The organism is Streptomyces sp. NRRL F-4489, assembly GCF_001509485.1.
Lineage (GTDB): Bacteria > Actinomycetota > Actinomycetes > Streptomycetales > Streptomycetaceae > Streptomyces.
The window spans coordinates 1-20,798 of the sequence record NZ_LLZI01000273.1 but is presented as its reverse complement, the minus strand read 5'-3'; the positions used below and the strand labels follow the sequence as shown (position 1 = coordinate 20,798).

Below are 20,798 nucleotides of genomic sequence, written 5' to 3'. Positions count from 1 at the left end.
CGGCCACCCGAACGGCCGGTTCGGGAAGGGGAATCCGACAGGTCTACACCAATAGTTATCCACAGCCCTTGTCAGGGCACCCGCGGGCTGATGAGCTATGGCCGGAGCACATCGCACGCCCTGGGAATGGGAGAAGTTGTGAGCAACGAAAGCCTGGCCAACCTCTTGAAGGAGGAGCGGCGGTTCGCACCGCCCGCCGAGCTGGCCGCGCACGCCAACGTCACGGCCACCGCGTACGACGAGGCCGCGGCGGACCGGCTGGGCTTCTGGGCCGCGCAGGCCAAGCGCCTGTCCTGGGAGACCGAGCCCACCGAGATCCTCGACTGGTCCAACCCCCCGTTCGCGAAGTGGTTCGCCGACGGCAAGCTCAACGTCGCCTACAACTGCGTCGACCGCCATGTGGAGAACGGCCGGGGCGACCGGGTGGCGATCCACTTCGAGGGCGAGCCCGGCGACAGCCGCGCCATTACCTACGCCGAGCTGCAGCGCGAGGTCTCCAAGGCCGCCAACGCCCTGATCGAGCTGGGCGTCGCCAGCGGCGACCGGGTCGCCATCTACATGCCGATGATCCCGGAGACGGTCATCGCCATGCTGGCCTGCGCCCGCCTGGGCGCGCCGCACTCCGTCGTCTTCGGCGGCTTCTCCGCGGACGCGCTGGCGACCCGCATCGAGGACGCCGACGCCCGCGTGGTGATCACCGCCGACGGCGGCTACCGCCGCGGCAAGCCGTCCGCCCTCAAGCCCGCCGTGGACGAGGCGCTGACCAAGCCGGGCACCGAGCGCGTCCGCAGCGTGCTGGTCGTCCGCCGCACGGGCCAGGACGTCGGCTGGAGCGAGGGCCGGGACGTGTGGTGGCACGACCTCGTCGACCGCCAGAGCGACCAGCACACCCCCGAGGCGTTCGACGCCGAGCACCCGCTGTTCATCCTCTACACCTCCGGCACGACGGGTAAGCCCAAGGGCATCCTGCACACCACCGGCGGCTATCTCACCCAGGTCTCGTACACCCACCACGCCGTCTTCGACCTCAAGCCGGAGACCGACGTCTACTGGTGCACCGCCGACGTCGGCTGGGTGACGGGCCACTCGTACATCACCTACGGCCCGCTCTCCAACGGCGCGACCGAGGTGCTCTACGAGGGCACGCCGGACACCCCGCACCAGGGCCGCTGGTGGGAGATCGTCCAGAAGTACGGCGTGACGATCCTGTACACCGCGCCCACCGCGATCCGCGCCTGCATGAAGTGGGGCGACGACATCCCGGCGAAGTTCGACCTGTCGTCGCTGCGCGTCCTGGGGTCGGTCGGCGAGCCGATCAACCCCGAGGCGTGGGTCTGGTACCGCAAGCACATCGGCGGCGACCGCACACCGGTCGTCGACACCTGGTGGCAGACCGAGACCGGCGCGGTCATGCTCAGCCCGCTGCCCGGTGTGACGGAGGCCAAGCCGGGCTCCGCGCAGCGCCCGCTGCCCGGCATCGCGGCCACCGTCGTGGACGACGACGGCAACGAGGTCCCCAACGGCGGTGGCGGCTACCTCGTGCTGACCGAGCCCTGGCCGTCGATGCTGCGCACCATCTGGGGCGACGACCAGCGGTATCTGGACACCTACTGGTCCCGCTTCGAGGGCATCTACTTCGCCGGCGACGGCGCGAAGAAGGACGAGGACGGCGACGTCTGGCTGCTGGGCCGGGTGGACGACGTGATGCTGGTCTCCGGCCACAACATCTCCACCACCGAGGTGGAGTCCGCGCTGGTCTCGCACCCCAGGGTGGCCGAGGCCGCGGTGGTCGGCGCGACGGACCCGCAGACCACGCAGGCCATCTGCGCGTTCGTGATCCTGCGCGGCGGCGCGGCCGAGGAGGAGGGGCTCGTCGAGGAGCTGCGCGCGCATGTCGCCCAGCAGCTCGGCCCGATCGCCAAGCCCAAGCGGATCCTGCCGGTCGCCGAGCTGCCGAAGACCCGCTCCGGGAAGATCATGCGGCGCCTGCTGCGCGACGTGGCCGAGAACCGCGCCCTGGGCGACGTCACCACGCTCACCGACTCCTCCGTCATGGAGCTGATCCAGGCGAAGCTGCCGAGCGCGCCCAGCGAGGACTGAGCGGCGAGGACTGCGCCGCGTCGGCTGAGCGGCGACGCGGCTGAGCCGCGAGAGAGCCGGCCGACAGGACCGGCCCGCCGGTAAGCGGGCCGGCGCCGGCCAAGGGCACCGGGCCACCAGCGCCCGGTGCCCTTCGCCGTTCGCGGGCAGCGCCCGGCACGAACCAGGTCAGCGCCCCGGCACCGGACCCGCCCGGCCTGCCCAGCGGCCGGGCACCCGAAATGCCCGTAAAGTTATCCCCACGCAATAACCCCTTGCACCCGCCCGGTAGGGTAATGAGTGCGTCAATGACGCGCTAAGAAATCTGGGTGCGCCGGGAAGTCTGGTCGGCAACTGCTACAGCCGTACACAGCTGCCGGAGGTCATCGCGTGACTGCGCCCAGCAACCGCCGTTCCATATTCCTCGGCCGGATGCCGCTCCCCGAGCGGAACTACATCGCCGAAGCCCTGCGCACCGAGACCGTCGGCGGGGTCCTCCTCCTCGCCGCCGCGGTCGCCGCGCTGATCTGGGCCAACACCGCGGGCGGCAGCTACGAGGCGGTGCGCGGCTTCCACCTCGGCCCGGCCTCCCTGGGCCTGGACCTCTCCCTCCAGCACTGGGCCGCCAACGGCCTGCTGGCGGTCTTCTTCTTCGTCGCCGGTATCGAGCTCAAACGCGAACTGGTCGCCGGCGAGCTGCGCGACCCCAAGGCCGCCGCCCTCCCGGTCGTCGCCGCGCTCTGCGGGATGGCGACCCCGGCCCTGGTCTACTTCCTGGTCAACGCCGCCGGCGGCGGCTCCCTCCATGGCTGGGCGGTCCCCACCGCCACCGACATCGCCTTCGCGCTCGCCGTCCTCGCGGTGATCGGCACGTCCCTGCCGTCCGCGCTCCGCGCGTTCCTGCTCACCCTCGCCGTCGTCGACGACCTCTTCGCGATCCTGATCATCGCGATCTTCTTCACCTCCCAGATCGACTTCCTCGCCCTCGGCCTCGCCGTCGCCGGCCTCGCGCTCTTCTACCTGCTGCTGCGCAAGGGCGTCCGCGGCTGGTACGTCTACGTCCCGCTGGGCGTGGTGATCTGGGCGCTGATGGAGAACAGCGGCGTGCACGCCACCATCGCCGGGGTGGCGATGGGCCTGATGCTGCGCTGCCACCGCCGCGACGGCGAGCGGCAGTCGCCCGGTGAGCACATCGAGCACCTGGTCCGCCCGCTGTCGGCGGGGCTGGCGGTGCCGCTGTTCGCGCTGTTCTCCGCCGGGGTGTCCATATCCGGCGGCGCGGTCCACGACGTCTTCACCCGTCCGGAGACCCTCGGCGTGGTCCTCGGCCTGATCGTCGGCAAGGCCGTCGGCATCTTCGGCGGCACGTGGTGCACCGCCCGCTTCACCCGCGCCGAGCTCAACCCCGACCTGAAGTGGCCGGACGTCTTCGGCCTGGCCGCCCTCGCCGGTATCGGCTTCACCGTCTCGCTGCTGATCGGCGAACTGGCCTTCGCCGGCGATCCGGCGCTGACCGACGAGATCAAGGCCGCGGTGCTGCTCGGCTCACTGCTCGCGGCGGTCTTCGCGGGCATCCTGCTGAAGATCCGCAACAACAAGTACCGGCGGCTGTGCGAGGAGGAGGAGCGGGACGAGGACCAGGACGGCATCCCCGACGTCTACGAGCTGGGCCAGCCCGCGTACCACCTGCGGATGGCCGCGATCCACGAGGAGAAGGCCGCGGAGCACCGCCGGCTTGCCGAAATGGCCGCCGAGGCCCGCTCCGGAGACGATGGTCCGGCATGATCTGAGAGGCTTTGCATCCAGGCGATGAGTAGAGGGAGACGGCGATGAGCGCAGCCGACGACGGTGCGGACCGCAGCCTCGGGCAGCTGGTGGCCACGGCGACCGCCGAGATGTCCGCGCTGGTGCACGACGAGATCGCACTGGCCAAGGCGGAACTCCGCCAGGACGCCAAGCGGGCGGGCATCGGCAGTGCCGCGTTCCTCGTGGCGGGCGCGCTGGCGCTGTTCGCGCTGCCGGTGCTGAGTTTCGCCGCGGCGTACGGCATCCACAACCTCGGCCTGGGCCTGGCCTGGTCGTTCCTGATCGTGGGCGGCGCCTTCCTGGTCATCGCCGCGCTGTTCGTCCTGGTCGCGCGGGCCAAGCTGAAGAAGATCAAGAAGCCGGAGAAGTCGATCGCCCTGGCCAAGGAGACCGCGGCCGTGCTGCAGAACGCCAAGCCGCACCCGCGTCCGGCGCAGCCGGAGCACCCGGTCCTGGAGTCTGTGACACGCTCGTCGGTATGACAGCCCCTGACAGCACCGCCTCGGTCGTCCGGCTCGGCGTCCCCGGTGGCGGAGAGGTGACCCACCGGGATGTCGCGGCCAACGGCGCGCGCTTCCACATCGCGGAGATGGGCGACGGGCCGCTGGTGCTGCTGCTGCACGGCTTCCCGCAGTTCTGGTGGACCTGGCGCCACCAGCTGCCCGTACTGGCGGACGCGGGCTTCCGCGCGGTCGCCATGGACCTGCGGGGCGTCGGCGGCAGCGACCGCACCCCGCGCGGCTACGACCCGGCGAACCTCGCCCTCGACATCACCGGCGTCATCCGCTCGCTGGGCGAGCCGGACGCCGCGCTGGTCGGCCACGACCTGGGAGGCTATCTGGCCTGGACGGCCGCGGTGATGCGGCCCAAGCTCGTCCGCCGGCTGGTGGTGGAGTCGATGCCGCATCCGCGGCGCTGGCGGGCCGCGATGCTCTCCGACGTCCGGCGCTCCTCGCACATCTGGGGCTTCCAGCGGCCCTGGCTGCCCGAGCGCCGGCTGACCGCGGACGACGCGGAGCTGGTGGGCCGGCTGATCCGCGACTGGTCCGGGCCCCGGCCGCCCGAGGACGAGGACGTCGAGGTCTACCGCCGCGCGATGGCCATCCCGTCGACGGCGCACTGCTCGATCGAGCCGTACCGCTGGATGGTGCGCTCGCTGGCCCGCCCGGACGGCATCCAGTTCAACCGCCGGATGAAACTGCCGGTCCGGGTCCCGACGCTGCATCTGCACGGCTCCCTCGACCCGGTGGCGGGCGTCCGCAGCGCGGCCGGCTCCGCCGAGTACGTCGAGGCGCCCTACCGCTGGCGGCTCTTCGACGGCCTGGGGCACTGGCCGCACGAGGAGGACCCGGCCGCCTTCTCCACCGAGCTGGTCAACTGGCTGAAGGACACCGAACCGGACCGCTGAGCGCCCCGCGCGGCCCGCTCCCCGGCGTGACCCCCCGTACTCGTACAGTGAGACGAACGTTCGTCCGACGAACGGCCACGTGCCTCGCGCATAGGCCAATTGGCCCTCCCGGAGGCGGTTACGGACCTCGGGCCACGGGCAGAGACGTGGGTATGGGCTGGACGCACGACTACCGTGACGTGGCAGGCAACCGCCGCAGCAGTGCCGCTGCCGTGGGGACGCAGGACGGGACCGCCTCGGATCTCGGATCCGGCGGATCCCCTGACGCGGCGCACCCGATGGGGATCCCGCGCATCCTGCGCCGCAGAGCGCGCTGGATGAGCGCGCGGCTGCGCCATTCCCGGGACTGAAAGCCCCGCCTGGCCTTCGGCGGCCGCCGGGCCGCGCCCCGTCCCCAGCGGATCGGTACGCGGCCCCGCGCCCGGCGTCAGATGGCGCAGCCCTGGGTGTCGACCGGCCGGGTCACGTGCCGCCCCTGGACGGCGTCCGTGCGGACCTCGTCGGCGGTCAGCGCGTAGCCGGTGTGCGCGTCGTCCCGCGACTTGGCGAAGACCACTCCGTAGACATCGCCCTGCGGGGTGAGCAGCGGGCCGCCGGAGTTGCCCTCGCGGACGGTCGCGTAGAGCGAGTAGACGTCGCGGTCGACGGTGCCGCGGTGGTAGATGTCCGCGCCGTCGGCCTGGATGCGGCCGCGGACCCGGGCCGGGCGGACGTCGTAGCCGCCGTTCTCCGGGAAGCCGGCGACGATGGCGCTCTTGCCGCTGGTGGCGTCCTGGCCGGCGAACTTCAGCGCCGGGGCGCGCAGCTGCGGGACGTCCAGGACGGCGATGTCGCGCTCCCAGTCGTAGAGCACGACCTTGGCGCTGACCTGGAGGCCCTCGCCCCCCACCTGGACGGTCGGGTCGCTGACGCCGCCGACGACGTGGGCGTTGGTCATCACCCGGTGCGGGGCGAAGACGAAGCCGGTGCCTTCGAGGATCTTGCCGCAGCTGGGCGCCCTGCCGACGATCTTGACGATGCTGCGCCGGGCGTCGGCGGCCACCGGGCCGTTGGCCAGGGCCGGGTCCGGCGGGCGGACCGGGTGGATCGGCTCGTTGGAGAACGGCGTGAAGACCTGCGGGAAGCCGTTCTGCGCCAGGATCGCGAAGAAGTCGTGGAACCACGTCGTGGCCTGCTCCGGCATCACCTCGGACACGCCGAGCAGCACCTTGGAGTTGCGGACCTCCTTGCTGAACGTCGGCATGGACGTCGTGCCCGCCAGCGCGAAGCCGATCAGCCAGGCGACCAGCAGCATCGCCAGGACGTTCACCAGCGCGCCGCCGGTGGCGTCCAGCGCCCGGGCCGGGCTCCAGGTGAGGTGGCGGCGGAGTTTGTTGCCGAGGTGGGTGGTGAGGGCCTGGCCCACCGAGGCGCAGACGATCACGATGGCGACCGCGGCGATGACCGCGAAGGTGCCGGGTTTCGCGTCGTCGGTGACGCCGTTCCAGATCACCGGCAGCACGTAGACCGCGATCAGGCCGCCCCCGAGGAAGCCGATCACGGACAGGATGCCGACGAGGAAGCCTTGCCGGTAACCGACGATCGCGAACCACACGGCCGCGATCAGCAGCAGGATGTCCAGGACGTTCACGCCGGACACCGTCTCACGAGCGCCAGTCGAGCGGGACCTGCTTGGCGCGGTCCCAGGGGATCTCCCAGCCCGCGTGGTGCAGGATCCGGTCGATCACGCCGGCGGTGAAACCCCAGACCAGCGCGTCCTCGACGAGGAACGCGGGGCCGATGTGGCCGCTGGGGTGACGGGCGGTGACGCGGTGGGCGGGATCCGTGAGATCCGCCACGGGGACCGTGAAGACCCGGGCGGTCTCCGCGCGGTCCACCGCCGTCACCGGGCTGGGCACCCGCCACCAGCCGAGGACGGGGGTGACGACGAAGCCGCTGACGGGGATGTAGAGCCGCGGGAGCACGCCGAAGACCTGGACGCCCGACGGGTCGAGCCCGGTCTCCTCCTGGGCCTCGCGGAGCGCCGCCCGGACCGGACCGTGCCCCTCCGGATCGCCGTCCTGCGGGTCGAGCGACCCGCCGGGGAAGGAGGGCTGCCCGGCGTGCGAGCGCAGGGTGCCGGCGCGCTCCATCAGGAGCAGCTCCGGGCCGCGGGCACCGTGCCCGAAGAGGATCAGCACGGCGGACTGCCGGCCGCCGTCCTCGGGCGGCAGGAAGCGGCTGAGCTGGCGCGGCTCTATCGTGGCCGCCACGCGGGCCACCGGGGCCAGCCACTCGGGCAGGCCCTCGGCCGTGACCGCCGCGTCCGCGTCCCGGCCGGCCGCCGCCGGACCGGTCTCCGCCGCGCCGTACTGCTCCCGTGCTCTCGTCATCCGCGCCCCCTCAAGGCATCGCGTCGCTGGTCGGTCCCCGTGGAGTCCCCGCTGCCCGCCGCCCTACGGGGCCGCCAGCGGGGGCGCGGGCTGTCCCGGATAGTCGGCGGGCGGCTTCAGGCGCTGCCCCGGCTGGCCGCCGAGCTCGTACTTGAGCAGCTTCTTCGCCTTCTCCGGGTCGGTCTCGCCCTCGCCGTACGAGGGGCACAGCGGGGCGATCGGGCAGGCGCCGCAGGCGGGGCGGCGGGAGTGGCAGACGCGGCGGCCGTGGAAGACGACGCGGTGCGAGAGCATCGTCCACTCGCTCCTGGGGAAGATCTCGGCGACGTCGGCCTCGACCTTCTCGGCGTCCTGCGCGGTCGTCCAGCCGAAGCGGCGGGCCAGCCGGCCGAAGTGGGTGTCGACGGTGATGCCCGGGACGCCGTAGGCGTTGCCCAGCACGACATTGGCGGTCTTGCGGCCGACGCCGGGGAGCGTGACGAGGTCCTCCAGGCGGCCGGGCACCTCGCCGCCGAAGCGGTCGCGCAGCGCGGTGGACAGGCCGATCAGCGACCTGGCCTTGGCGCGGAAGAAGCCGGTGGGGCGGATCAGCTCCTCCAGCTGCTCCGGGGGGATCGCGGCCATGTCCTCGGGGGTGGGGCAGACCGCGAAGAGCCGGGGGGTGGTCTGATTGACCCGCAGGTCGGTGGTCTGGGCGGACAGGACCGTGGCGACCAGCAGCTCGAACGGGTTGGTGAAGTCCAGCTCGGGGTGGGCGTACGGATACAGCTCGGCCAGCTCGCGGTTGATCCGGCGGGCGCGGCGCACCATGGCGACCCGGGACTCGGGCTTGCGGGCGGGGGCGGGGGCCTTGCCCGGGGTGGCCTTCTTCGCCGGGGACGCCTTTTTGGCGGCGGCGGTCTTCTTCGCGGCGGCGGTCTTCTTGGCCGCGGTGGTCTTCTTGGCCGCGGTGGTCTTGGTGGCGGCCGGGGCCTTCTTCGCCGCAGCGGACTTCTTGGCCGCGGTCTTCTTCGCCGGGGACGCCTTCTTCGCCGCCATCGTCTTCTTCGCCGGGGACGCCTTCTTCGCCGCGGGCGCGTCCGCCGCCCGCTCCGCCGGGGTCTCCTGCACAGCCGCCTCCTCCGCCCCGGGGCGCGACGCGCCGGACGCGGCCGCCACCGGCTTCCGCCCGCTCGTCACCCCGGAGGGCGATTTGTTACTTTTGTCGGTATTCGAGGCGCCTGTGGGCGGCTGTTCGCCCACAGCGGAATTGCGACCGGCGCTCACTCTGTCGGCCCCCAGTCCTCTGCTCTCACCGGCGTATTGGACACTCGGCCAGACTAAGGCCACCCACTGACATCCGACCCGATCACCGGGATTCGTGACCCCAATCGGCCCCCTGCCGTATGGCTTGGACCACGGGTCCGGCAAACTTGTGATTGATCGCACTGTTTTGCATTCCGGCATGATGGGGACCACAGTCCTCCGGAGCATGTCGACAAGGAGAGATCTCGTGGACGACGTTCTGCGGCGCGCCCCGCTCTTCGCGGCGCTCGACGACGAGCAGGCGGCCGAGCTTCGCGCCTCGATGGGAGAGGTCACGCTCGCCCGCGGCGACGCCCTGTTCCACGAAGGGGACCCGGGCGACCGCCTGTACGTGGTCACCGAGGGCAAGGTGAAGCTCCACCGCACCTCCCCCGACGGCCGCGAGAACATGCTCGCCGTCCTCGGCCCCGGCGAGCTCATCGGCGAACTGTCGCTTTTCGACCCCGGACCGCGCACGGCCACCGCCACCGCGCTCACCGAGGTCAAGCTGCTGGGCCTGGGCCACGGCGACCTCCAGCCCTGGCTGAACGCCCGCCCGGAGGTGGCCACCGCCCTGCTGCGCGCGGTCGCCCGCCGGCTGCGCAAGACCAACGACCAGATGTCCGACCTGGTCTTCTCGGACGTGCCCGGCCGTGTCGCGCGCGCCCTGCTGGACCTGTCGCGCCGCTTCGGCGTGCAGTCCGAGGAGGGCATCCACGTGGTGCACGACCTCACCCAGGAGGAGCTGGCGCAGCTCGTCGGCGCCTCCCGGGAGACCGTCAACAAGGCCCTCGCGGACTTCGCGGGCCGCGGCTGGCTGCGCCTGGAGGCGCGCGCCGTGATCCTGCTGGACGTCGAGCGGCTGGCCAAGCGCTCGCGCTGACGCCGCGCACCTGACACGACGACCGAGGGCCCGCCCTGTGCGGGCCTTCGTCGTTCGCGCGCGCCCGTTGCCCCCGTGGGGCCGCGACCGCCCGGAGTGCGGCTTCCCGCCCGCTAATTCCTTCGCGGTCCGCCGGACCGCCCCGCCATAGTGGGCGCCATGACCACCGGTGAGCTCCCCCGGGGCACGGGCCTCGACCAGGACGGCTGCTTCGTACGGGAAGGGTCCCTGGAGCGGGTGCCCGCGGCGTTCGCCCCCGTGGTGGCGGGGCTGACCGCCGCCGTGGCCGCCCGCTTCGCCCCGGGCCGCGTCCTCAGCACGTACCTCTACGGCAGCATCCCGCGCGGCACCGCCGTCCCCGGAGTGTCCGACCTGGACGCGCTGCTGGTCCTGCGGGACGGGCCCACCGGCGCCGACCGCGCGGCCGCCCGGGCCGCCGAGGCGGCGCTGGACGCGGCGTTCCCGCAGATCGACGGCGCCGGGATCCTGCTGATGGCGCGGGAGCGGCTGCTGAGCGAGGCGGAGCGGTACGACGGGGCGTGGTTCACGGCCTGCCTGTGCACGCCGCTGCGCGGCCCGGACGTGACCGCGGCGCTGCCCCGCTACCGCCCCACCTCCCTGCTCGCCCGGGAGACCAACGGCGATCTGCACCGCCGGCTGCCCGATCTGCGCCGGAGGGCCGCCGCGGCCACCGGGCGGGAGCGCGTCCGGCTGACCCGGGGGGTGTGCCGCAACCTCGTCCGCACCGGATTCACCCTCGTGATGCCGCGCTGGGGCGGCTGGACCAGCGATCTCGCCGCGTCCGCCGAGGTGTTCGCGCGCTATTACCCGGAGCGTGCCGCCCCGATGCGCGCCGCGGCACGCGCCGGGCGGGACCCGGCCGCGTACCCCGCCCTCCTGGACGAGCTGCTGAACGGGCTCGCGCCCTGGCTGGCCGAGGAGTACCTGGCCGTCCACGGTGCCAAGGCCCTCCGCCCGGAGGAGACCTGACGGGCCCACGGGCGGGCCGGAGCGCCTGACGCCCCCGCAGGCGGGCCGAGGGCCATCCCGCCCCAGAGGCGCCCGCCCCGCCCCTAGATCAGCCCGTGCTCCCCCAGGTAGTCCAGCTGGGCCCGCACCGAGAGTTCGGCGGCCGGCCACAGGGAGCGGTCCACGTCCGCGTAGACGTTGGCGACGACCTCGGCGGCGGTCCGGTGGCCGGCCTCCACCGCGGTCTCCACCTGGGCCAGCCGGTTGGCCCGGTGGGCAAGGTAGAACTCCACCGCCCCCTGGGCGTCGTTCAGCACCGGCCCGTGGCCCGGAAGGACCGTCGCCACGCCGTCGTCCACGGTGAGCGAGCGCAGCCGGCGCAGCGAGTCCAGGTAGTCGCCCAGCCGCCCGTCCGGGTGGGCGACGACGGTGGTGCCGCGCCCCAGGATCGTGTCGCCCGTCAGGACGGCCCGGTCGGCGGGCAGATGGAAGCAGAGCGAGTCCGCGGTGTGCCCCGGGGTGGGCACCACCCGCAGCTCCAGCCCGCCGGTGGTGATCACATCGCCCGCGGCGAGCCCCTCGTCCCCCAGGCGCAGCGCCGGGTCCAGCGCCCGTACGGGGCTGCCGGTCAGCTCGGCGAACCGGGCGGCGCCGTCGGCGTGGTCCGGGTGCCCGTGGGTCAGCAGGGTCAGCGCGACCCGGTGCCCGGCGCGCTCGGCGGTGTCGATGACGGCCCGGAGGTGGCCCTCGTCCAGGGGGCCGGGGTCGATGACCACGGCCAGCCCGGAGTCCGGTTCGGCGACGATCCAGGTATTGGTGCCGTCGAGCGTCATCGGGGACGGGTTCGGGGCCAGCACGCAGTGCGCGCGGGGGGTGGCGGGGCCGGTGAGGTCCCCGCTCCGGGGCCGGCCGGGGAGGGCGGCTGCTTCGGTCATGCGGGGCTACCTCCCGGGGCGCCGGCGGGGCCGTCGTCCGTCGTCGCGATGTGCTTGGTGAACTCGTCGTGGCCGGGCCAGCTCAGCACGATCTCGCCGTCCACGAGCCGGGCGCGGGCCAGTACGGGCGTGAGGTCCTGGGCGGCGGCCCCGGCGAGCGCCTCGGCGGCGCTGCCGTACGGCTGGAGCGCGCGCAGCGTGGAGATCGTCGGCGGCATCATCAGCAGCTCCCCGCGGTCGTAGCCGGCCGCGGCCTCCTCGGGGCGGATCCACACCGTGCGGTCCGCCTCCGTGGACACGTCGAGGGTGCGCTGCCCCTCGGGGAGCGCGGCGACGAAGAAGAACGTGTCGTAGCGGCGGGGTTCGAACTCCGGGGTGATCCAGCGGGCCCAGGCGGCCAGCAGGTCGGAGCGGAGCACCAGGCCGCGCCGGGACAGGAAGTCGGCGAAGGACAGCTCGTGGGCGACCAGCGCCGCGCGGTCGGCCTCCCAGTCCGCGCCGGTGGTGTCGGCCACGACGCTGCGCGCCGAGTCGCCGGCCAGCAGCACCCCGGACTCCTCGAACGTCTCGCGGACCGCGGCGCAGACGATGGCCTGCGCGGTGGACGGGTCGACGCCCAGCCGCACCGCCCACTGGGTGCGCGAGGGCCCGGCCCACCCCACGGGCCGCTCGTCGCGGGGATCCACCGAGCCGCCCGGATACGCGTACGCGCCCCCGGCGAAAGCCATGGAGGCGCGTCTGCGCAGCATGTGGACGGCGGGTCCGCCGCTGCCGGTGTCCCGCAGCAGCAGGACCGTCGCGGCCCGCCGCGGCGCGGGCGGCGTCAGTTCGCCGTTCGTCAGGGCCCGGATGCGGGCCGGCCACTCGGGCGGGTACCACTGGCCATTGGTCGTCGACGCCATGGCCGGATGCTATGCGCTCGCGCGCGGATGTTCGAGGGGCCCTCCGGGCGGAGGGCCCGTTCCGGACGCGGGCGCGGCGGGCCGGCCCGTCAGTCCGCGATCTCGACCTGGATCTCGACCTCGACCGGCGCGTCGATCGGCAGCACCGCCACGCCGACCGCGGAGCGCGCGTGCACGCCCTTGTCGCCCAGGATTTCGCCGAGCAGCTCGCTGGCACCGTTGACGACGCCCGGCTGGCCGGTGAAGTCGGGGGCGGAGGCCACGAAGCCGACGACCTTCACCACCCGGACGATCCTGTCGAGGTCGCCGGTGACGGACTTCACCGCGGCCAGCGCGTTCAGCGCGCACACCGCGGCCAGTTCCTTGGCCCGCTCCGGGGTGACCTCGGCGCCGACCTTGCCGGCGGCCGGCAGCGCGCCGTCCACCATGGGCAGCTGGCCGGAGGTGTAGACGTAGGAGCCGGAGCGCACCGCGGGCTGGTAGGAGGCCAGCGGCGGCACGACCTCCGGGAGCTTCAGGCCGAGCTCCGCGATCCGGTCCTCTACGGCGCTCACGCCTTCTCCCGCTTCAGGTAGGCCACCAACTGCTCGGGGTTGTTCGGGCCCGGCACGACCTGGACCAGCTCCCAGCCGTCCTCGCCCCAGGTGTCCAGAATCTGCTTCGTCGCGTGCACGAGCAGCGGCACGGTCGCGTATTCCCACTTGGTCATGGGCCGAGCGTAATGCCTGCCCGGGACCCCCAGGGGCCGCGACCCCTAGGGGAGGTCCCCGACGCCGTCCCGGACATCGCCCGGGCGGATCTCCGGGTCCTTGCAGGCGTATCCCGTGCGTACGCCGGACGCGGACTGGTTAGGCTCCATGCCGTGAGCAGGCTCCATGTCGTCAGCGGCAAGGGCGGCACCGGCAAGACCACGGTCGCCGCCGCCCTCGCCCTGGCCCTGGCCACCGAGGGGCGCCGTACCCTCCTGGTCGAGGTCGAGGGCCGGCAGGGCATTGCCCAGCTGTTCGAGACCGAGGCGCTTCCCTACGAGGAGCGCAAGATCGCCGTGGCCCCCGGGGGCGGCGAGGTGCACGCCCTGGCCATCGACGCCGAGCGCGCCCTGCTGGACTACCTCCAGATGTTCTACAAGCTCGGCGGCGCCGGCCGGGCCCTGAAGAAGCTCGGCGCGATCGACTTCGCCACCACCATCGCCCCCGGCCTGCGGGACGTCCTGCTGACCGGCAAGGCGTGCGAGGCGGTCCGCCGCAAGGACCGAAGCGGCGCGTTCGTCTACGACGCGGTGGTGATGGACGCCCCGCCCACCGGCCGCATCACCCGCTTCCTGAACGTCAACGACGAGGTCGCCGGCCTCGCCAAGATCGGCCCGATCCACAATCAGGCGCAGGCCGTGATGCGGGTCCTGAAGTCCCCCGAGACGGCCGTGCATTTGGTCACGCTGCTGGAGGAGATGCCCGTCCAGGAGACCGCCGACGGCATCGCCGAGCTGCGCGCCGCCGGCATCCCGGTCGGCCGCGTGGTCATCAACATGACCCGCCCCGCCCTGCTGGACAACGGCGATCTGGAGGTCGCCGCCCGCGGCGCCCGGGCCGGTATCGCCAAGGCGCTGTCCCAGGCGGGGCTCGGCGGCGCGCGCCGCGGCGGCCTCGCCGAGCGCCTCATCGACCCGCTGCTGGAGCAGGCGCGCGAGCATGCCGAGCGGGTCGAGCTGGAGCGCGCCCAGTACGCCGAGCTGGCCGCCCTCGGCCTGCCCACCTACGAGCTGGGCCTGCTCCCCGAGGGAGTGGACCTCGCCGGGCTCTACGGCCTGGCCAGAGACCTGCGGAGACAGGGGCCGATATGACCTCGGACGTGACGACGCTGACCGCCTCGGCCCCCTGGCTGGAGGTCGACGCCCTGCTCGACGACCCGGGCACCCGCATCGTGGTCTGCTGCGGGGCGGGCGGCGTCGGCAAGACCACCACCGCCGCGGCCCTCGGGGTCCGCGCCGCCGAGCGCGGCCGGAAGGTCGTGGTGCTCACCATCGACCCGGCCCGCCGCCTGGCGCAGTCGATGGGCATCTCCGAGCTGGACAACGTCCCGCGCCGGGTCAAGGGCGTCGACGAGGCCGCCGGCGGGGAACTCCACGCGATGATGCTGGACATGAAGCGCACCTTCGACGAGATCGTCGAGGGCCACGCGGACGCCGAGCGGGCCCGCGCCATCCTGGAGAACCCGTTCTACCAGTCCCTGTCGGCCGGTTTCGCCGGGACGCAGGAGTACATGGCGATGGAGAAGCTCGGCCAGCTCCGGGCCGGCGACGAGTGGGACCTGATCGTCGTGGACACCCCGCCGAGCCGCTCCGCGCTGGACTTCCTGGACGCGCCCAAGCGGCTGGGGTCCTTCCTGGACGGCAAGTTCATCCGCGTCCTGATGGCGCCCGCGAAGGTCGGCGGCCGGGCCGGCATGAAGTTCCTCAATGTCGGCATGTCGATGATGACCGGCACGCTCAGCAAGCTCATGGGCGGCCAACTCCTCCGCGACGTCCAGACGTTCGTGGCCGCGATGGACACCATGTTCGGCGGCTTCCGCACCCGCGCGGACGCCACGTACCGCCTGCTCCAGGCGCCCGGTACGGCGTTCCTGGTGGTCGCCGCACCGGAGCGGGACGCGCTGCGCGAGGCGGCGTACTTCGTCGAGCGGCTGGCCGCCGAGCAGATGCCGCTGGCCGGCCTGGTACTCAACCGCGTCCACGGCAGCGGCGCCGACCAGCTCAGCGCCGAACGGGCCCTGGCCGCCGCGGAGGCGCTCACCGAGTCCTGCGCCGACCGCCCGGGGGAGGACACCGGCCCCAACTCCCCATCCACGAACGCCGATTCACCGCCCGCGGAAAATCTTGGTCCGGACGGCATTGTGGATCTCGCCGGCGGGAAGACTGGATCACGTACCCCCGGCGGCCCCTCCCCCGCCGCCGCGGCGGACCACGCGGCATCCCCTTCGGTCTCGGCGGCACACCTCGCCGCCGGACTGCTGCGCCTGCACGCCGAACGCATGCAGGTCCTCGCGCGCGAACGGCGCACCCGCGACCGCTTCACCGCACTCCACCCGGAAGTGCCGGTGGCCGAGGTCGCCGCGCTGCCCGGTGACGTCCACGACCTCGCGGGCCTGCGCGCGATCGGCGACCGCCTGGCACTGCGCCCCGGCGAGGCGGCCGAGGACTGACCCCGGCTCCGGCCACGGCGCGGCAAGCGCCCGACCACGGCTCCGACCACGGCGAGCCAGGCCGGGACCACGGCACCGGCCTACGGACGTACGGCCTGCGGGCACACACCCCATGGGCCGCGGAATCCACCCGCCACCCGCTCTACCTCACGGTCTACCCCACCGCCGCGTACTCCTCGTCATAGCTGCCGTCCGCGCAGTCCACCGGCAGCATGCCCGTGCTGCGCTCGTATTCCGTGCGTGCGGTCTCCAGCAGCCGGCGCCACGACGTCACGGTCGGGCGGCGGCGCAGCAGCGCCCTCCGCTCCCGCTCCGTCATCCCGCCCCACACACCGAATTCCACCCGGTTGTCCAGGGCGTCGGCCAGGCACTCCGTGCGCACCGGACACCCGGTGCACACCGCCTTGGCGCGGTTCTGCGCCGCCCCTTGCACGAACAGTTCATCCGGATCGGTAGTGCGGCACGCTGCCTGTGCACTCCAGTCGGTTACCCAGCCCATGCTGGCGCCGTCCTCTCCCGAATCGAGGCTCCCCCACGGCGGCAAACGGCATATTCACCGTTGCCAGTTGAGGACGTTACGGAAGGCGGGCAGGGCGCAACACCCCCTTCGGGCCCAATCTTGAATGGCCCGAACGGACTATGCGTACGCGGCAGATCACCCAACGGAGTGACCGTGCGACATACGTCACTTCCCTCCCAAGCGGGACACTTCGCCGTGATGGCAAGGGATTTCTGACGCACAGCGGGCATCCGGGACAGGACCCAAGAGGAGAGCAGGGGTTGACGAACCGGGGTGTGACCGTTCCGCTGCGGCAGATGGGAACAGGCTAAACGAACAGGTGCGCCCCTGTCCGGCGAATGAGAACGTAGGCTGCCCTCATGGCTAAGAAGCGCGAGGGCCAGGGTCGTTCCAGGACCCAGCAGGCCGCCCGGTTCCTCGGTGTCAGCGTCCTTGCCGGAGCCGTGCTCGCCGGGATCGCGCTGCCGGCCGCCGGGGCGCTCGGCCTCGCCGCGAAAACCTCCGTCGAGGGCTTCGACGACATCCCGGCGAACCTCAAGACCCCGCCGCTCAGCCAGCGCACCACCATCCTCGACGCCGACGGCGGCCAGATCGCGTCCGTCTACTCCCGCGACCGCACCGTCGTCGGCCTCAAGGACATGTCGCCGTACGTCCAGCAGGCGATCGTGGCCATCGAGGACGCCCGCTACTACCAGCACGGCGCGATCGACCTGAAGGGCATCGCGCGGGCGGTCAACAAGAACGCCCAGTCCGGCGGCGTCGCGCAGGGCGCGTCCACGCTGACCCAGCAGTACGTCAAGAACGTCTTCGTCGAGGAGGCCGGCGACGACCCCGACAAGGTCGCGCAGGCCACCCAGCAGACCCTCGGCCGCAAGGTCAAGGAGCTGAAGTACGCGATCAAGCTGGAGGAGAAGCTCGGCAAGCGCAAGATCCTCCAGAACTACCTCAACATCACCTTCTTCGGCGAGCAGGCGTACGGCGTCGAGGCCGCCGCCGAGCGCTACTTCAGCAAGCACGCCAAGGACCTCAGCCTGGAGGAGTCGGCGCTGCTCGCCGGCATCGTCCAGTCCCCGACCCGCTACGACCCGGTCAACCACCCCCAGGCGGCGACCGCCCGGCGCAACACCGTCCTGCGGCGGATGGCCGACCTCGGGAACATCACCCGCGCCGAGGCCGACGCGGCGGCCGCCCGCCCGATCAAGCTGAAGGTCAGCCGCCCGCGCAACGGCTGCATCACCGCCACCGACGGCGCAGGCTTCTTCTGCGACTACGTCCGCGAGGTGCTGCTCAACGACAAGGCGTTCGGTGCCACCCGCGAGATCCGCTCCAAGCGCTGGATGCAGGGCGGCCTGACCATCCGCACCACCCTGGACCCGCAGACCCAGAAGGCGATCCAGACGTCGCTGAGCAAGCACGTCTACGAGGACGACCCGGTGGCCGGCGCCGCCGCCGTGGTCCAGCCCGGCACCGGCAAGATCCTCGGCATGGGCCAGTCCCGCCCGTACGGCTTCGGCGCGAACCAGACGCAGATCAACCTCTCGGTGGACCGGAGGATGGGCGGCGGCGCCGGCTACCAGCCCGGCTCGACGTTCAAGCCGATCGTCGCGGCGGCCGCCCTGGAGCAGGGCGTCAGCCCGTACCAGGAGTACTCCTCGCCGTTCAAGATGGCCTACCCGTCGCCGGTCCAGACCTGCGCCGGCGAGTGGAAGGGCGGCGGCACGCTCCAGAACGAGGACCCCAAGGAGGTCGGCCCGTACGCCATGAAGGAGGCGACCGCGAAGTCGGTCAACACCTACTACGTACAGCTGATCAGCGACGTGGGCATCTGCCCGGTGGTCACCATGGCGCAGAAGATGGGGCTTCAGCGGGCCGACGGCGCGCCGCTGAAGCAGGTGCCGGCCATGGCGCTCGGCGTCCAGGAGATGTCCCCGCTGACCATGGCGACCGCCTACGCCGCGTTCGCCGACGAGGGCACCTACTGCTCCCCCGTCGCCATCGAGTCGATCACCGACGCGCAGGGCAAGGCGCTCAACGTGCCCAAGTCCAGCTGCCGCAGCGCCATGTCCAAGAAGACCGCCGACACCGTCAACACGCTCCTCAAGGGCGTCGTCGAGGACGGCACCGGCAAGCAGGCGGGCCTCAAGGGCCGCGACAGCGCCGGCAAGACGGGCACCACGGACAGCCGCTACGCCGCCTGGTTCGTCGGCTACACCCCGAACGCGGCCGGCGCGGTCTGGGTCGGCGACCCGCGCCACCAGCGCCAGATGTACGACATCACCATCGGCGGCGTCCCGCACGACAAGGTCTACGGCGCCGACACCCCCGGCCCGATCTGGCGCGATCTGATGTCCGGCGCGCTGGCCGGCCGCCCGTCCCCGGCCCTGCCGACCGTCCCGATCGACGACCCCAAGGGCGGCGACGGCGACAAGGGCAAGCCCAAGCCCCCGCAGAAGCCCAAGCCCGGCAAACCAGGCAAGAAGCCCGGCGGCGACTGGCACCTCCCCGGCTTCCCGGACCTCTTCGGCGGGGGGAACGGGGGCTGGTGACGGGAGTCCGGGGCGCCGGCGCCGGGGCGCGCCGGGAAGGACGAAGACGCCGCGGAAGGTTGACGACGCCGCGGAAGGACGAAGTCGCCAGAGACGTGACGAAGAGAGGAACGGCGAAGGGGCGCCCGCCTAACGGGAGGGCGCCCCTTCGTCATGCCCGGGCTGCCCCGGGAACCGCCGGCCTCAGCCGGCCAGCAGCTTCTTCACCATCGCGGCCACCCGGCCGCCCTCGGCCCGGCCCGCCACCTTGGGATTGACGATCTTCATGACCGCACCCATGGCCTTCGGCCCCTCGGCCCCGGACCCGGCGGCCTCCGCCACGGCCTCGGCGACCAGCGCCTCCAGCTCGTCATCGGTCAGCGGCTGCGGCAGATACCCGGCGAGCACCTCACCCTCGGCCCGCTCGCGCTCCGCCTGCTCGGCCCGGCCGCCCTTGTCGAACGCCTCCGCGGCCTCCCGGCGCTTCTTCGCCTCCCGCGCGACGATCTTCTGCACCTCGTCGTCGGACAGCTCGCGCGCCTCGGTGCCCGCCACCTCCTCCTTGGCGATCGCGGTCAGCGTCAGCCGGAGGGTGGAGGAACGCAGCTCATCGCGCGCCTTGATCGCGGCGGTGAGGTCGTCGTGCAGCTTGGACTTGAGCGTGGTCATGCCGTCGAGTATGCCCCCACCCACTGACAACCGCCGCGCCTTTTCCCCGCCGCGCGCCCCCGGGCCGCCGTACGCCCTCCGGCCGGCCGGGCCCCGGGCCGGCGGCTCGCCCCGGCCCGCCCCCGACCGGTCGGCTCCCCTGCCCCACTCTGCGACCATGGACCCATGCGCGCGCGATACGGAGTCCCCCTGTCCTTGACCGCGGTCGGCGCGGCCGGCCTGGCCTACGCCGCCGGCTTCGAAGTCCGCTCCTTCCGCCTGCGGCGCGTCACCGTGCCCGTACTGCCCCGTGGCATGCGGCCGTTGCGCGTCCTCCAGGTCTCCGACATCCACATGGTCAGCGGACAGCGCAAGAAACAGCGCTGGCTCCAGTCGCTCGCCGGGCTCCGCCCCGATTTCGTCGTCAACACCGGCGACAACCTCTCCGACCCCGAGGGCGTCCCGGAGACCCTGGACGCCCTCGGCCCCCTGATGGAGTTCCCCGGCGCCTACGTCTTCGGCTCCAACGACTACTACGGCCCCCGGCTGCGGAACCCCGCCCGCTACCTGGTCGAGAAGGTCCAGGGCCGCCACGGCCTGAACGGCAACGCCCCCGTCGTCGGCGCCGTCCACAACCCGTGGGAGGAGCTCCGCGACGCCTTCGACACGGCCGGCTGGGTCAACCTCTCCAACACCCGCGGCCACCTCAAGCTGGACGGTGCGGAGATCGCCCTGACCGGCCTCGACGACCCGCACATCAAGCGCGACCGCTACGCCGAGGTCGCCGGCGGCCCGGAGCCCGGCGCCGACCTCTCCCTGGCCGTCGTCCACGCCCCGTACCTGCGCTGCCTGGACGCCTTCACCGCCGACGGCTACCCGCTGATCCTGGCCGGCCACACCCACGGCGGCCAGCTGTGCGTCCCCTTCTACGGCGCCCTGGTCACCAACTGCGACATCGACACCCGCCGCGCCAAGGGCCTGTCCACCCACACCGCCGGCGGCCGCACCTCCCACCTCCACGTCTCCGCCGGCTGCGGCACCAACCGCTACACCCCCCTCCGCTTCGCCTGCCCCCCGGAGGCGACGCTTCTCACGCTCACACCTGGGGACTGACCCTTCGCGCCCCTGGGCCCGACCCTCTCCCCCTGAGGCCCGACCCTCGCGCCCCAGGGATCGCCCCGGCTCCGGCCCCGGTCCCCGCCCCTCCCCAGGGGCCGGGACCGGGGCCGTCCCCATTCCCCACGGGAATCGCCGTGACCTCCGCCACAC

The 20,798-nt window shown here is 72.8% G+C and carries 19 protein-coding genes; 10 read left to right on the top strand and 9 right to left on the bottom strand.

The annotated features are described in order from the left end of the window. The first annotated feature begins 138 nt into the window (after nt 1-138). The 4 genes from acs (at nt 139) to ADL22_RS29800 (ending at nt 5,293) form a co-directional block, all read left to right on the top strand. Entirely contained in the window at nt 139-2,100 is a 1,962-nt protein-coding gene (gene acs, locus ADL22_RS29815; protein ID WP_066986793.1) for an acetate--CoA ligase, read from the top strand. A 369-nt stretch (nt 2,101-2,469) separates the two neighbouring features. After that, nucleotides 2,470-3,864, top strand: coding sequence for a Na+/H+ antiporter NhaA (gene nhaA, locus ADL22_RS29810; RefSeq protein ID WP_066986790.1), 1,395 nt, complete (start codon nt 2,470-2,472; stop codon nt 3,862-3,864). A gap of 44 nt (nt 3,865-3,908) precedes the next feature. After that, nucleotides 3,909-4,367, top strand: coding sequence for a phage holin family protein (locus ADL22_RS29805; protein WP_066986787.1), 459 nt, complete (start codon nt 3,909-3,911; stop codon nt 4,365-4,367). Beyond that, on the top strand, nt 4,364-5,293 hold the full coding sequence (locus tag ADL22_RS29800; RefSeq protein WP_066986784.1) for an alpha/beta fold hydrolase: 930 nt from the start codon (nt 4,364-4,366) through the stop codon (nt 5,291-5,293). Before ADL22_RS29805 ends, ADL22_RS29800 begins: the two co-directional genes overlap by 4 nt. A 427-nt stretch (nt 5,294-5,720) precedes the next feature. Here the strand turns inward: ADL22_RS29800 and ADL22_RS29795 are convergent, their stop codons facing one another. The 3 genes from ADL22_RS29795 to nth all read right to left on the bottom strand — a co-directional run bounded on the left by ADL22_RS29795 (nt 5,721) and on the right by nth (nt 8,775). Further along, the gene (locus ADL22_RS29795) at nt 5,721-6,923 is read right to left on the bottom strand and encodes a MarP family serine protease (protein ID WP_066986781.1); all 1,203 of its coding nucleotides are present in this window, start codon (nt 6,921-6,923) and stop codon (nt 5,721-5,723) included. Nucleotides 6,924-6,936: 13 nt separating this feature from the next. Further along, entirely contained in the window at nt 6,937-7,665 is a 729-nt protein-coding gene (locus ADL22_RS29790) for an NUDIX hydrolase (RefSeq protein WP_066986778.1), read from the bottom strand. Between the two features lie 63 nt (nt 7,666-7,728). Further along, the gene (gene nth, locus ADL22_RS29785; RefSeq protein WP_079064529.1) at nt 7,729-8,775 is read right to left on the bottom strand and encodes an endonuclease III; all 1,047 of its coding nucleotides are present in this window, start codon (nt 8,773-8,775) and stop codon (nt 7,729-7,731) included. A 382-nt stretch (nt 8,776-9,157) separates the two neighbouring features. Between nth and ADL22_RS29780 the strand changes: the two genes are divergently transcribed. Continuing rightward, nucleotides 9,158-9,832, top strand: coding sequence for a Crp/Fnr family transcriptional regulator (locus ADL22_RS29780; RefSeq protein WP_003981529.1), 675 nt, complete (start codon nt 9,158-9,160; stop codon nt 9,830-9,832). Between the two features lie 159 nt (nt 9,833-9,991). Beyond that, nucleotides 9,992-10,822, top strand: a complete 831-nt coding sequence (locus ADL22_RS29775; RefSeq protein WP_066986811.1) for a nucleotidyltransferase — start codon at nt 9,992-9,994, stop codon at nt 10,820-10,822. Nucleotides 10,823-10,905: 83 nt separating this feature from the next. On the opposite strand, the gene ADL22_RS29770 is transcribed toward ADL22_RS29775, so the two are convergent. The 4 genes from ADL22_RS29770 to ADL22_RS35060 all read right to left on the bottom strand — a co-directional run bounded on the left by ADL22_RS29770 (nt 10,906) and on the right by ADL22_RS35060 (nt 13,347). Further along, nucleotides 10,906-11,736, bottom strand: coding sequence for an MBL fold metallo-hydrolase (locus ADL22_RS29770; RefSeq protein WP_066986774.1), 831 nt, complete (start codon nt 11,734-11,736; stop codon nt 10,906-10,908). After that, nucleotides 11,733-12,638 (bottom strand): NUDIX hydrolase, encoded by a 906-nt coding sequence (locus ADL22_RS29765; RefSeq protein WP_066986771.1) that lies wholly within the window; start codon nt 12,636-12,638, stop codon nt 11,733-11,735. Before ADL22_RS29765 ends, ADL22_RS29770 begins: the two co-directional genes overlap by 4 nt. Before the next feature lie 89 nt (nt 12,639-12,727). Beyond that, entirely contained in the window at nt 12,728-13,192 is a 465-nt protein-coding gene (locus tag ADL22_RS29760) for a RidA family protein (RefSeq protein ID WP_066986768.1), read from the bottom strand. Beyond that, on the bottom strand, nt 13,189-13,347 hold the full coding sequence (locus ADL22_RS35060) for a DUF4177 domain-containing protein (protein WP_003967454.1): 159 nt from the start codon (nt 13,345-13,347) through the stop codon (nt 13,189-13,191). The genes ADL22_RS29760 and ADL22_RS35060 overlap by 4 nt, the downstream gene beginning before the upstream one ends. Nucleotides 13,348-13,500: 153 nt before the next feature. Between ADL22_RS35060 and ADL22_RS29755 the strand changes: the two genes are divergently transcribed. Both ADL22_RS29755 and ADL22_RS29750 read left to right on the top strand, forming a co-directional pair. Next, nucleotides 13,501-14,478: an ArsA family ATPase gene (locus tag ADL22_RS29755; protein WP_066986766.1), complete on the top strand. Its 978-nt coding sequence runs from the start codon at nt 13,501-13,503 to the stop codon at nt 14,476-14,478. Further along, the gene (locus tag ADL22_RS29750; protein WP_066986763.1) at nt 14,475-15,836 is read left to right on the top strand and encodes an ArsA family ATPase; all 1,362 of its coding nucleotides are present in this window, start codon (nt 14,475-14,477) and stop codon (nt 15,834-15,836) included. The genes ADL22_RS29755 and ADL22_RS29750 overlap by 4 nt, the downstream gene beginning before the upstream one ends. A 154-nt stretch (nt 15,837-15,990) precedes the next feature. On the opposite strand, the gene ADL22_RS29745 is transcribed toward ADL22_RS29750, so the two are convergent. Beyond that, nucleotides 15,991-16,335 carry a WhiB family transcriptional regulator gene (locus ADL22_RS29745; RefSeq protein ID WP_066986760.1) on the bottom strand — a complete coding sequence of 115 codons (345 nt, stop codon included), beginning with the start codon at nt 16,333-16,335 and terminating at the stop codon, nt 15,991-15,993. A gap of 380 nt (nt 16,336-16,715) precedes the next feature. On the opposite strand from ADL22_RS29745, the gene ADL22_RS29740 reads away from it, so the two are divergent. Continuing rightward, on the top strand, nt 16,716-18,902 hold the full coding sequence (locus tag ADL22_RS29740; RefSeq protein ID WP_066986756.1) for a transglycosylase domain-containing protein: 2,187 nt from the start codon (nt 16,716-16,718) through the stop codon (nt 18,900-18,902). A 183-nt stretch (nt 18,903-19,085) separates the two neighbouring features. On the opposite strand, the gene ADL22_RS29735 is transcribed toward ADL22_RS29740, so the two are convergent. Next, on the bottom strand, nt 19,086-19,550 hold the full coding sequence (locus tag ADL22_RS29735) for a GatB/YqeY domain-containing protein (RefSeq protein ID WP_066986753.1): 465 nt from the start codon (nt 19,548-19,550) through the stop codon (nt 19,086-19,088). Between the two features lie 165 nt (nt 19,551-19,715). Here ADL22_RS29735 and ADL22_RS29730 point away from each other — a divergent pair, with 165 nt between their 5' ends. Continuing rightward, complete coding sequence (locus ADL22_RS29730) at nt 19,716-20,642, top strand: metallophosphoesterase (RefSeq protein ID WP_066986750.1); 927 nt, start codon at nt 19,716-19,718, stop codon at nt 20,640-20,642. Nucleotides 20,643-20,798: the final 156 nt, after the last annotated feature.